This is a genomic window from Salinisphaera sp. G21_0, assembly GCF_017744115.1.
Taxonomy (GTDB): Bacteria; Pseudomonadota; Gammaproteobacteria; order Pseudomonadales; family Endozoicomonadaceae; genus Endozoicomonas.
The window spans coordinates 46,966-60,325 of the sequence record NZ_JAGHQW010000026.1 but is presented as its reverse complement, the minus strand read 5'-3'; the positions used below and the strand labels follow the sequence as shown (position 1 = coordinate 60,325).

Sequence of the window (13,360 nt, the reverse complement as noted above, 5' to 3'; positions counted from 1 at the left end):
GGGCATTGTGCTGTGTTGCAGTTGGCCAAATGGAATCGAATATTTCTGACTAAACGTCAATTCCGGGCTGTTTTTTGCCTGATCTGAACAGCATGCGTCTGAGGGGGTTGCCTGATGGACGTTGCAACCGTCTGCCACCAGAAAGAATTGTGTCATCATCTGTTGTTATCACACCCGAAGTGCCTGCTGTGTTACTGCTTGCCTGTTTTGCTGGTGTTGTTTTTATCTTTCTGGGCTTATAGGCTAATTTTTGCCGCCTGAATTCTCTCGGGTAACAAGCAATTAAAATAATCGCCACAATCAAGAATCCATTGAACACGATCATTAAAAGATCTTTTTTCCACTGAAACTCACTGCCTGATTGATTACCGGATTCTTCAAGCGTCTGTCCTGCGGCAAAAGCCAACGCTTTGCCAATATCAAGATGCCCACTACCACAGTAGTCTTTAGTGCATCGTTTAAATGAGTTCCCGGTAGAAAAAGCGGTCTCTATCATGTTGATGGTAATCGTTATGAGCGAATCAAGGATATAACACCAGACAGGTCTTTGAAACGGACGACTGGTATTAATCAGTATTGCCCGGATGTCATCGGGCGTCAGACCGCTGTTCACCGAGTGCATCAGGGCAGCAGCCTGAGAGACAAGGGCGGCAGCAGCGCTGGTGCCAACCACCCCGGTGAATGACTCGGCCAATGGGGTTGTCTTTCCGGTATTGCTGGTGGTGATAACTCCGTTACCCACAATGGCAGAAATGGTAATGGGTGGGCCGTAGTTGGAATCAGGGGCTAACCAGGATGCTGTGGCCTGTGCACCAACGGCGATGACATGAGGGCAGTTTGCATGACGATGACTGCTGGCGGGCATTGCCTTATTTCCAGCAGATGCAATAACCGTAATATTTTTTCGGTATAATGCTTCGAACACCGTCTCAAGCGCGGTGCAGTTATCCGTTTTGCCTAAAGAGAGATTAATGACTTTAGCGGGATGAGTATTAAGGGGAGTACCGGCAATTGGTATTCCGGCAGCCCACTTTAACGCATTGATCAAGTCTTTATCTGTCCCTGAGCAGCTGCTTTGACCCAAAAACCGTATGGGTTGAATTTTGATGATATTTGGCAATGGCAAAACATCGTCTTTATTGACCGACGTCCCGGCAATGATTCCGGCCATTTCTGTACCATGCCACCAACAGCACAATAAATCCGTGGAGCTTCCCTCTTGGGTGGGGGTGTTGTCATAACCGTTCCCATCCCCGGCACACTTCGGGTCGCTGATAAAGTCATAACCCGGCACCAACCGGTCATTGAGTGCACTGTGAGGAATAATGCCACTATCAATAACCGCTACAACGACCGGCGATGGCTGGAGGCTGGTGAGCAGGTTCAGTGCAGGCGTTGATAAGGTATCCTGACTGGTTTCATGGGAGATTGCATAAATGCATTGGGGTAGTCGAGGTAATAGTTGGTCGAGCCCTCCAGTTCGGGTGTTATGCTCCTTTGGGTTTTTGTGCTGATGCGGTTTTACGTGAGGACCATTATCGCGAGTCGCACTGGACCTTTTTTGGCTGGAGGTTTGGTCAAAGGTTTGATCGAACAGGTGCTTGAGGTCGGGTAATATATCATCAATACCAGCCTGCCCTGATTTATCACTGTCAAGGTATGGTGGGATAGAGTGATAGCCATTGTGTTGCAGGAAAATGTTGCTGACCGGGCTTGCATTAACCACGTTTACCGGGGGGCTGGTAAGCCAGGGTCTGATATCACATTCCGGTGGGCGTGAGATATTACGGCTTTGCAGGCCGCTTTGCAGGGAAAATTGTCTTCTTTCGCTGGCGTGTGCGGGTCGCTGTGTCGAGAAAAGCAGCCCCAGGGCAGTTAGTGTCACTTTCGCTACCCGGTATATCGACCATCTGCGGGGGCTTATTCTGACATGGCTCTGGCAAGTTGGTGAGGGGGATAAGTCGTTATCAAAGCGAATATATGACAGATCAATATGATGGTTATTCATTAGGTTGATCGCTTACTTAAATGTCAGTTCCGGGCAGTCTTTTACCTGACCTGAGCAGCATGCCTTTGGGGATATTGACTGATGGACGCTGCAATTGTTTGCCGCTGCGAAGCATCATGCCATCATCTACCATTATCACAACAGAAGTACTCACAGTGTTACGGGGTGCCTCTTCTGCTTCGATTTCTGCTTCTACTTCTGATGGTGTAATCTGCCTTGGCCTATAAGTTATTTTTTGCAGTTTTTCCTCCGGGCCATTAGCAAGTAAAAGAATTAATGGTAGAGCTGACAGGATGATTATTAATGATCCATGAAAAATGATCGTTGGAAGATCATCTGCCCACTGGAACTCACTACCTAATTGATCACCTGATTGTTCAAGCGCTTTTTCTGCGGCAAAGGCCACCGCTTTGCCAATATCAAGATGCCCACTGCCACAGAGGGCTTTTGTACACTGTTTGGGTAAGTCTTTGGTGAAAAAAACGCTGTTTTTAGTGCCGGGAAGAGTTGCTATCGAATAAGTGCTGTAACACCCGTCAGGTGCTTGAAAAGGACGGCTGGTGTTCATCAGTATTGCACGGATGTCATCGGGCGTCAGCCTGCTGTTCACCGAGTGCATCAAGGCAGCAGCCTGAGAAACAAGGGCAGCAGCAGCACTGGTACCGTCCGACTTGGTGAATGTATCTGCCAGTGGGATTGTCCTTCCGGTATTGAAGGTGGTTGTCACTCCCTTACCCACAATGGCAGAAATGGTGATGGGGGGGCCGAAGTTGGAATAACTGGCTAACAAGGATTCTGTTAACTGCGCACCAACGGCGATGACATGAGGGCAGTTTGAATAACAATTATTGCTATTGCTGGCTGGTATTGCCTCATTGCCAGCACCTGCAATAACGGTAATATTTCTCTGGTATAACGCTTTGAACAGTGTCTCATACGGCGTACAGTCACACATTCCGCCAATTGAGAGATTAATGACTTTGGCGGGATTAGTATTAAGGGGAGCGTCGGCAACCTGCATTCCCGCAGCCCATTTTAACGCATTGATGAAGTCTTCACGTGTTCCGCCGCAACGGCTATGGCGGCCCAAATACCGGATGGGTTGAATCTTGATAATATTTTGCAATGGCGAAACGTCATCTTTATTGATGGACGCTCCTGCAATAACTCCAGCCATTCTTGTACCGTGCCAGGGGCGCGATAAGCCCGTGAAGATGCCCTCGTCGGTGGGGGTGTCGTCATAACCGTTCCCATCCCCGGCACACTCCGGATCGCTGATAAAGTCATAACCTGGTACGATCCGGTCATTAAGTGCTCTGTGCGGAATAATGCCACTATCAATAACCGCAACGACGGTGGGCGATGTCTGGTGGGTGGTGAGCAGATTCAGTGTGGACGTTGTTAAGGTGTTCTGGCTGGTATATTCATACGAGGTGTTAAAATGGCATTGGGACCGTTGGGGTGGTTCAGGTGATAGCTGGTAGAGCCAGCCCATCCCGGCGTTATGCTCCTTTGAATTTTTGTGGTGATGCTGTTTGATGTGAGGGGATTTATCGTCAGTGTACATTGTCTGGTCGAAGGTTTGATCAAACAGATGCTTGAGGTCGGGTAAGATTTCATCAATATCTGTCTGTCCTGATTCATCACTATCAAGGCATGTTGGAATAGAGTGATGGTTATTGTGCTGCAGAAAAATGTCTGTGACAGGGCTGGTTTTATCCACGTTGACCAGGGAGCGGCTCAGCCAGGATTTGATATCAGATTCCAACAGGTGGGAGATATTACGGCTTTGCAGCCCTCTTTGCAGGGTTTGCTGGGTTTGCAGAGAAAGTTGCCTTCTTTCACTGCTGTGTGTGAGTTGCTGTGTTGAGAAAAGTAGCCCCAGGGCCGTTAGTGTCACTTTTGCCACCCGGTATAATGACCACCTGCCGGGGCTTTCTCTGTAATGGCTCTGAAAAGTTGGCGGGGAGGATAAGTTGTTGTCAAACCGGATATATGAACGGTCAACAGGGTAATTATTTATCATTAATCTCCAGAGGTCATTAATAAAACAGTGAGTTTGACAACGGCTTAATTCACAGGTTTCCGCTGTGACAGGATAGTTGTCTGGCAGGGTGAACGCTTAAAATTTCTTTGCAATCAGAAAAGATTGCATTTGGTAATACTGGAAACAAACACGGCTAACGACAGTGTGGCGGTATACACCTGGTATTAAAGTACTCGTAAAGTTTGCAGGGGAAATTCGCAACCTGATCAAAAGGGAATTGGTTGAGTCACATAGGTATTTTGACTGATCGTATGAAAAGTTGGAACTTATCCCAAGGCTGCTGGTCAAAAAAATCGTAGTGAAATAATTACTAATCTCCGTTTGGAATGAGTCTGACTAAATCAGGCACTGCCACTTGTTCAAAGCAGGCAGGGTGGAAAAATGAAGGAAGTTATTGGCAGGCTTTTCCTGAGAGAAAAATCCGGCATTGACTGCAGCTTATGGTCAATCCTGAATATCTTTAAACTCTTAAAAGTTTGAGAACACTAGCATGTATCCTGCAACTACTACCGGCAGAAACGAGAATGCCTTCAACACCATCACAAATGAGTCGGCGTCTGCTGACTCAGCATTATTAACTGCTGCCGTTTCTAAAACCTTTCAAGATCATATCAGGTTGTTGCCTGAGGGCAGACGCAGCAAAACTATTCAAGAAATGTTGGAGTTTATAAAAAAGCACTATCCTGGTGAAATATTGGAATTTCAAAAACCCTTTCATAAACGAGAGGTAACCCTTGCTGAAAATTCCTCTGAGACCGGGGCTGTATCGATAAGTCCGATGGAAAAATTAGTTGCTGATCATAATTGCCATGAATTAATTGCTAATTTGAATAGTATGGTGGAAGAATTTAACACTAAATTAAAACATTTCATAAAATATTCACAAGATAGTGAAATTTCTTCATACTTGAGAGAAGATGCTTCGAGAAGGTTTTCAAAACAATTGGAAGATTTTGGCAAGCATATTAACAAAAGGACTAACCAGGATTGTGAAAGAGCCCGCGCGGATAGTGGAACAGTAGTAAAAACACAGCAGAAGCTTGATGCATGGCACAATTCGGTAAAAGTTCTTAGTCAGGGATTGCTGGATCCGTTACTTGATAATCCAGAGGGACCCAATCACAATTCCAGAGAGAAGGATAAAGCACTTTCCACTCTGAAGGATATACAAAGTCTAAAGCATGATATTGGGAAAAAAGATTATTTCAAGATTGATAGTATATTAAGATATTTAACTACAAATGCACCACGCGAAAATATTTGTTCCCGCTTGAGTAATTTAATTCTTACGGATTTCATTGGTAGTGGTAACCTGATGGTATTCCAGAAAACCCTGCAGCGGTTATTTGATTATTATCATTTCATACCATACGAAGGGCCTCTTGGTGAAATTACCAATGACCTCTATGAATCTATCCAAATATATGCAGCAATGAAAAAGCCGACTGGGTTCAATTATTAATTCAGTGACTGGTGAAGGAAGTGGATCCGTGGAGCTTGGAAGGTTCTGCACTGGCCCGCTTTGAACAGCTGAAGGATCTGGCGGCAAAAGCTGTAATTGCAGAACGTCAGGCCCATGAAGTGCTGGTTCCACTGAACAAGCAGATTCTCCGGCAGTCTTTGGCCTGATGTGAGCAGTATGCCCTGTTTGGAAGTCTTTGGTGAAAAAACGATGTTTTTTGTGCCGTAAAGAGTTGGAACTTATTGCAAGGCTACTGGTCAAAAAGATCGTAATGAAATAATTACTAATCCCCGTTTGGAATGAGTCTGACCAAATCAGGCACTGCCACTTGTTCAAAGCAGGCAGGGTAGAAAAATTAAGGACGTTATTGGCAGGCTTTTCCTGAGAGAAAAATCCGGCATTGACACCATCTTATGGTCAATCCTGAATACCTTTTAACTCATAAAAGTATGAGAACATTAACATGCATCTTTCAACTACTGGCAGAAACGAGAATGCCTTATATACTTTCGCAAATGAGTCGGGGTCTGACGGCTCAGCATTATTAACTGATGCCGTTTCTAAAACCTTTCAAGATCATATCAAGTTGTTGCCTGAGGGCAGACGCGGCAAAACCATTCAAGAAATGTTGCGGTTTGTAAACAGGAATTTTCCTGGTGAAATAGTGGAATTTGAAAGATCCTTGCGTGATCGAGGGGTAGCCCTTGCTGAAGATTCCTCTGAGACCGGGGCTGTATCGATACATCCAATGGGGAAGCTGTTGGATAAATACAAGTGCTTTGAATTGCCTGAGCACTTGAATAGCCTGGTTGAAAATTTTAATTCAGAACTAACTCGTTTAATAAATATTGAAGAAGATACTGAAGCCCCCCCAACATTGAAAAAACGTGAAATGAAAAGATCTTCAGAATCTATGGTTAATTTTGGAAGGTATATTCTCGAAGAGTCTAGTCTGCTATGTAACCAAAAAAACTGCGGTGGTAGTACATACTCTGACTGTGCAGCTGCTGCACGTGAAACAAAAAATAATCTTGAGTCATGGCATAAATCAATTAAATTCCTTTGTGATGGGGTTTTTGATCCGTTACTTGCTGAACCAGGAAGCCCTGATTACAATGACAGTGATAAGAGTAAGGCAATTGACCTTTTGAAAAAAATGGAAGTGCTAATGCAGACAAATGAAAATAAATATTATGTCAAAATTGACAAAACATTAGGATTGATAAAAAAAGGTATATTTCGAGATAGTGCTCGCTCCTACTTGACTGGATCGATTCTTGAGCATTTTATTGGTAGTAGGAACCTGGTGGTTTTCCAGAAAACCATGCAGATGTTATTTGAGTATTATCAATTCACTCCAGAGCCCGCTTTTATTGAAATTTTACCAAAACTTAACGACATTATCAAAAGCTATTCAGAAAAAACGTCGAGGTATTAATTCAATGGCTGGTGTAAATAGTCAGGGCTACTAATAAGAAGTTGTTATTTAATAACATCATTATTTCAATAAGCGTTGCCCGCTACCTGCAAAAGCCGGAATGGCTTTTGCAGTGACCCAGAGACTCAACCGGCAATCATAATTCGCAGAGCATCCAGTCGAAGAACCGCTTTCTGCAGTGCCTGATGCCCCAGGGCTGCACGGTTTTTCAGATATTCAATCTCTTCACCACGGACGTTCGGGTTAACGATTTTAAGCGCCGCCAGTCGTTTGATCTCTTCAGTTACATCGGTCAGCAGGTTCTGGCAGGCCTGATTAACGATGGGTTGTACCCGATCTTTGGCATAACCTTCGGCTTTATCCAGCATGGCCAGAAAAGGTGCCCGCTGGGCATTCACCAGTTTCTTGGCAACACCCCGTTTCAAAGGCTGAAGCTGGGCGTTCAGGGTATCAAACGCCACTTTTTCGGACAGGTCATTGAATCCCGGGTCGATCAGACAGCGAATCGGTGTGGCTGGCAGGTAGCGGTCCAGCTGCAGGGTTCGGTCGGCACTGGTTTCTACTACGTAAATTGCTTCCAGCAGCATAGTACCGGGCTTCAGTGCTTTGTTTTTGAGCAAAGCCACAGAGGTATTCCCCAGCTCGCTGGTCAGCACCATATCCATGCCTTCGGCAACGATGGGATGCTCCCAGGTCAGGAAGTGCATGTCTTCTCTGGACAGAGCCATGTCCCGGTCAAAGGTGACGGTCATGCCATCATCCGGCAGGCCGGGGAAGGTAGTGATCATATGGCTGCCCGGGCGAATCACCAGACAGTGTTTGGAATAGTCTTCCGCCTCAACACCAAAGCCTTCGAACAGCTTCTCCATAAACCGCTTGAGCTGTCTTGGCTGTTCCTGCTCTTCAATGTCGTTGATCATATCTTCATTGGAGATCAAGCCGCGGGAGTTCAGCTCCAGCAGTCGGTCTCTGCCTTTATGAAGGTGCTCCATCTGTTGCCGGTTCAATTGGGCTGCCTGATTCAGCAGGGTATCCATGGCTTCTGTGGAGGCCTGGCTGCCCGGTTGCAGATAAGGCAACAGCGCTTCACCCAGTTGCATCTGCACCATGCTACCGGCAGGGCAGGTATCGGCGAAGGCATTCAATCCCAACTCGTACCAGTGGAACAGCGCCTCCTGACCGGTGCCAGACAGATAGGGCACATGAATCTTGATGGCTTCAGTCTGGCCAATACGATCCAGTCGGCCAATACGCTGTTCCAGCAGGTCGGGATGTTCGGGCAGATCAAACAGTACCAGATGGTGGGCAAACTGGAAGTTACGGCCTTCACTGCCAATTTCTGAACACACCAGTACCTGGGCACCATGCTCTCCTTCGGCAAAGAAGGCTGCAGCACGATCCCGCTCAATAATGCTCATGTTTTCGTGGAAAACCGCTGCCGGAATGCCGGACAGTATGCGCAGGGCATTTTCCAGATCCAGTGCCGTATTGGCATTGGCACAGATAACCAGTACTTTCTCTTTCTTCAGCAGTTTCAGCAGGTTCATCAGCCAGTCTACCCGGGGATCGACTTTCCACCAGGGGTCCATATCATCGACACGGATCTGGGCCTGATAAGCCAGCTCCGGATAAAGGTTATGGCGGTAGTTGGACTCTTCTTCCAGGGCGATTTGGTAAAGTTCCGGCAGCACCTGGGGGTAGCCCTGGGCAGCTCGACCAGAGAATCCGCCAACGGCTGCCCGGGTATTACGAAACATCACGCGGCCGGTACCATGACGATCCAGCAGGCGGCGCAGCAGCTGGGTACGGGCAGTGTTTCGTGCCTCTTCGTCACCCTGGTCAAGGATATCAATCAGCGACTTGCTGTCTTCTCCAAGGAAGCTGATCAGATGGTCCCTTGCCTTGGCAGGGAGCGTCTGATTGTCATTGTTCAGAAGTTCCTGAACAGCTTCTGCCACCGGCTCATAACGGCTTTCTTCCGCTTCAAAGGCGGCAAGGTCATGGAAGCGGTCCGGGTCCAGCAGACGCAGGTGGGCAAAGTGGCTTTTGGCTCCCATCTGCTCCGGCGTTGCGGTCAGCAGCAGGAGTCCCGGAATCTGCAGGGACAGCGCTTCAACACAGCGGTATTCCGCATTGGTCTCTTCTTCAGACCAGATAAGGTGATGGGCTTCATCCACAATCAACAGGTCGAAGTCCGCTTCCAGTGCCTGTTTACGGCGCTCGTCATCATGGCAGAGAAAGCCGATGCTGCTGACAATCAGCTGCTCGGTATTAAACGGGTTTTCATCCGGAGACTGACGGCAGCGCTCTTCATCAAAGACACTGAAGCGCAGATTGAAACGGCGCAGCATCTCCACCAGCCACTGATGTACCAGGCTTTCCGGCAAGAGAATCAGAACCCGGCTGGCACGGCCGGTAATCAGTTGTTGGTGCAGTATCAGGCCAGCTTCAATGGTCTTACCCATACCCACTTCGTCGGCCAGCATAACCCGTGGCGCATGGCGCTGGGAAACCTCCCGGGCAATATGCAGCTGGTGGGGAATCAGGCTGGTACGTGGGCCAATCAGGCCGCGCATCGGGGACTTACGCAGACCGTAGTTATAGTGGAGCGTCTTGTAACGCAGGGTAAAGTTGCTGTTCTGGTCAATCTGGCCTGCCAGCATACGATCCTGAGGCTTGTTGAAGCGAATATGGTTGCCCAGCTCGGCTTCTGGCAGCTGTCGTGTTTCTCCGTCAGGGAGGGTGCCGCAGTAGGTCAGCAGGCCATCTTTCTCAATCACCTCGGTGACCAGCATGATCCAGCCCTCGTGGCTTTCGACACGATCTCCGGGGTTGAACTCAACGCGGGTCAGAGGGCAGTTGTTTATGGAGTAAAGCCGGGTTTCCCCGGTGGCAGGAAACAGCAGGGTGACCATACGACTGTCAAAGGTGAGCACAGTGCCCAGTCCCTGTTCGGTCTCAGTATCACTAATCCAGCGTTGCCCAGAAACGAAACTCGTCATATTTGACTACTAACCTTGCCTGACTGACAGACCGCCATTATACGTTACCGCCCTGGCGGTGCGTAGGCCGGAGATGGACCGGCGGACTGTATTTTGAAAATGGTTTACGGTGAGAGAGCCTCTGTATCGAACAGCAGGTTCTCAGGCTACTCGGGCCATCCCAATCATACGCTTCCCCGCAGTGTTCTGCCTGAAGATTATGACCGATGTACCAAAAAGCGCGCTATATTAGCGGAATCCTCTTAAATTGCACTACGGGGATGACCGAAATTCAGCATGCCACGATGATTATAGACGGGAGTTTGGCTTTGATTGGCCTGGCTTGTCTTATGAAGTTGTTCTGGAGGGAGTACTGCACAGGAGTTTACTGCGGCCTGTGCAGAAATATAACCGGGGGGCGGTTAGAAGTGGTAACGCAAGCCCATCAACAATGTGGTGGATTCCAGCTTACCCTTGAGTGACTCATCACCGGTCGCTGGCAGGTTTTTCAGCTCCCAGTCTCCTAGGTTGCGATGTTCAACACCAAGATCCAGGGTAAGGTGTTTGCTGAATATATAGGAAACGCCTGCACCCACTGTCCAGGCCATTTCATTACTGGCGTGGTCATCCCACTTTTCATTCCAGTTGGCGTTGGCTGAAAAGGTCTGTACACCGGATGCCTTGTTTTTCGCATATCCTGCACCCGCCATAACGTAGGGCACCAGGTGCTTATTCATGGGGAAATCGTAATAAGCTTTCAGCATATATACTTCAGATTCAATGCTGATGTTGTTATACGCGGTGCCAAGAAGTGTTACATCGAATGGGCCAGAGTTTGCCTGCCAACCGAGAGATACGTCTATCTGATAATCAGACGCTTTCTGAAAAGACCCTTCAAGCTCCAGACGGAAATTGGGGTTAAATACCAGTCCGGCACCGAAAGCTCCAACTGCAACGCTGTGATCGTTATTCAGATTGGCTATCCCCATGCTGCCTTGGGTTGCATCAGGGTTAGTAGAGGGTGCACTACCAACTGCAATGAATGGATTGACAGCCTCAGTATCCTTTATCGCCGTATAAGCCGCCCCGCCACGGGCAAAAGCATAAATATCCATAGCCTGGCTGGTGGCCGGTATAGCCAGCGCCAGGCTGACCAGCATTGCGTTCAATGTTTTCATCATTATTTTACCGTTCAATGGTTAGAGAATTTTTATTTGTTTGAAAGCGATGTGTGTCTGCTTTCTTATAAAAAGGATAGACAAACTATGGGTGAACGGTATCGGCTGGCGATATCAGCGGGCAATGGATGACAGGACCTACATATTGTGTACTTCTGGCTCTATACCCGCCTGACGATATGCCCGGAACTTCGCCCGGGAAACCGCTTTCTGGTCCGGGTTCTGAACCACGACTTCACAGACACGGGCAAAGTCCCTGAAGAATGAAGGAACCTCAGGGCTGAGATTAATCAGCAACCGCTTTGACGCCACGGCAGGGTGGTCAAACCCCAGGGTGATGGGAGACTCTCTGGCCAGAAGTACACTTTCCGGAGTATTGCCCTGGATGGGTGAAATAATCCCATGGGGAAGAAAGCTATCCTCCCGCCATGACCAGAGCAGTTGATCCAAGGACTGGCAGCTGCTTTCATCCGCCGTATGGATATGCATGGGCAGGCCTCCACGCCATGCTTTGTCGATAAGGCGGCAGGCAAACTGCTGTTCGTTTTGCCCGTTATTGTCAAGATTGCTGGCTAGAAGGTAGAAAGTCACTCTGGTCATGGGGAAATCATAAACTAATCTGAGCAAACAAACAGGCCCTGATCGATCAGGGCCTGTCATCAGTACTGGTAACAATCAGATTTTATTCAGCAGGTATTGTACCAGCATAGGGACTGGACGACCGGTAGCCCCTTTTTCCTTACCGGATTTCCAGGCGGTCCCGGCGATATCCAGATGTGCCCAGGGATATGCTTCGGCAAATTTTGCCAGAAAACAGGCCGCGGTAATGGTACCCGCAGCAGGACCACCGATATTGGCCATATCGGCAAAGTTGCTGTCCAGCTGGCGGGTATATTCTTCACCCATCGGCAGCTGCCATGCCCGGTCCATGGCTTCTTTGGAAGCACTGAGCAACTCTTCAGCCAGCGGCTCGTTATTACTGAGCAGGCCGGAGGTATGATGGCCCAGGGCGACGATGCAGGCACCCGTCAGTGTGGCAATATCGATCACCGCTTCCGGCTTATAACGTTCTGCGTAGGTGAGGGCATCACAAAGCACCAGACGGCCTTCGGCATCGGTATTGAGAATTTCAATGGTCTTGCCGGACATGGACGTTACGATATCCCCCGGGCGGGTGGCCTTACCGCTGGGCATGTTTTCTGCCGCAGCCACCATACCAATAACATTAATGGGCAGGTCCAGCTCAAGAATGGCATTCATCACGCCGAATACGCTGGCGGCACCGCACATATCAAACTTCATTTCATCCATGGAGGCACCGGGTTTCAGGGAGATACCACCGGTATCAAAGGTGATCCCTTTACCCAGCAGAACGAGAGGTTTGGCACCGCGTTTGCCATTTTTGAACTCCATGCAGATCAGCCGGGCTTCCTGTTCGGAACCGGCACTGACGGAGAGCAGGGAGCTCATGCCAAGGTCAGACATCTGTTTTTCATTCAGCACCTTGGTAGTCAGTTTGGCATGCTTTTTTGCCAATGCTTTGGCTTCATCGGCAAGGTAGCTTGGATGGCAGATATTGCCTGGCAGGTTGCCCAGGGTTCGGGCCACATTCCGGCCATTACCAATGGCCTGCCCCTGGGCCAGACCGGCTTTCACTTCTTCAGCATTTTTACGGTCTGCCAGCAGAGTCAGCTTCTTCAGAACCGGGCCTTTGCCGGTGTCGTTTTTAAACTGGCTGAACTGATAAAACGCATATTCAACCGCTTCAACCAACTGACGGGTAATCCAGTGCAGTGATTTGCCCTCGACGTTGATATCTTCGATGACAATGGTCGCTTCCCTGGCATTCAGCGACTTCAATTGGCTGGTCAGGTTGCCCGTCAGTTTGTTAAACCCGGCTTCTGTTAATGGCTTATCATTTTCACCCATGGCCAGCAGTAGCAGACGCTCAACCGTCGCATGCCGACTGTGCAGAAGCATCAGTGAGTGGCCGGGCTTGAAATCCAGGTCGCCACGTTTGATTATGTCGGCAAGATACCCCTCGGTTAACGAGTCTAAGGCTGTCGCAGAGGGCGGAAGCTTTTTCTTGTGGACGCCCAAAATAAGGCAGGCAGTTTTCTGTTTTTCTGCAGCACCACTCTTAACAACAAATTCCATGGTCTCTCCAAGGGGACAAGTTATCCGATTTCATGGATAATAATACGGTTAAGCTAATTCAACCAGACGCTTTAGCCCGGATATGGGAT

General features: G+C 48.5%; 9 protein-coding genes. 3 read left to right on the top strand and 6 right to left on the bottom strand.

The genetic code is table 11. The features are described 5' to 3' along the window. Positions 1-49: 49 nt before the first annotated feature. Both J7439_RS13610 and J7439_RS13605 read right to left on the bottom strand, forming a co-directional pair. The gene (locus J7439_RS13610) at positions 50-1,885 is read right to left on the bottom strand and encodes a S8 family serine peptidase (RefSeq protein WP_209202435.1); all 1,836 of its coding nucleotides are present in this window, start codon (positions 1,883-1,885) and stop codon (positions 50-52) included. 139 nt (positions 1,886-2,024) lie between these two features. Further along, entirely contained in the window at positions 2,025-3,917 is a 1,893-nt protein-coding gene (locus J7439_RS13605) for a S8 family serine peptidase (protein WP_209202433.1), read from the bottom strand. A gap of 628 nt (positions 3,918-4,545) precedes the next feature. Between J7439_RS13605 and J7439_RS13600 the strand changes: the two genes are divergently transcribed. The 3 genes from J7439_RS13600 to J7439_RS13590 all read left to right on the top strand — a co-directional run bounded on the left by J7439_RS13600 (position 4,546) and on the right by J7439_RS13590 (position 6,955). Continuing rightward, positions 4,546-5,517 (top strand): hypothetical protein, encoded by a 972-nt coding sequence (locus tag J7439_RS13600; protein WP_209202431.1) that lies wholly within the window; start codon positions 4,546-4,548, stop codon positions 5,515-5,517. A 20-nt stretch (positions 5,518-5,537) separates the two neighbouring features. Beyond that, entirely contained in the window at positions 5,538-5,684 is a 147-nt protein-coding gene (locus tag J7439_RS13595) for a hypothetical protein (RefSeq protein WP_209202429.1), read from the top strand. A gap of 296 nt (positions 5,685-5,980) precedes the next feature. After that, on the top strand, positions 5,981-6,955 hold the full coding sequence (locus tag J7439_RS13590; protein ID WP_209202427.1) for a hypothetical protein: 975 nt from the start codon (positions 5,981-5,983) through the stop codon (positions 6,953-6,955). A 125-nt stretch (positions 6,956-7,080) separates the two neighbouring features. On the opposite strand, the gene rapA is transcribed toward J7439_RS13590, so the two are convergent. The 4 genes from rapA to J7439_RS13570 form a co-directional block, all read right to left on the bottom strand. Further along, positions 7,081-9,957 carry an RNA polymerase-associated protein RapA gene (gene rapA, locus J7439_RS13585; RefSeq protein ID WP_209202425.1) on the bottom strand — a complete coding sequence of 959 codons (2,877 nt, stop codon included), beginning with the start codon at positions 9,955-9,957 and terminating at the stop codon, positions 7,081-7,083. Positions 9,958-10,358: 401 nt separating this feature from the next. Continuing rightward, positions 10,359-11,117, bottom strand: a complete 759-nt coding sequence (locus J7439_RS13580; protein WP_209202423.1) for an outer membrane protein — start codon at positions 11,115-11,117, stop codon at positions 10,359-10,361. A gap of 135 nt (positions 11,118-11,252) precedes the next feature. Beyond that, positions 11,253-11,714: a DNA polymerase III subunit chi gene (locus J7439_RS13575; RefSeq protein WP_209202421.1), complete on the bottom strand. Its 462-nt coding sequence runs from the start codon at positions 11,712-11,714 to the stop codon at positions 11,253-11,255. Between the two features lie 75 nt (positions 11,715-11,789). After that, positions 11,790-13,271, bottom strand: a complete 1,482-nt coding sequence (locus tag J7439_RS13570) for a leucyl aminopeptidase (RefSeq protein WP_209202419.1) — start codon at positions 13,269-13,271, stop codon at positions 11,790-11,792. Between the last annotated feature and the right edge of the window lie 89 nt (positions 13,272-13,360).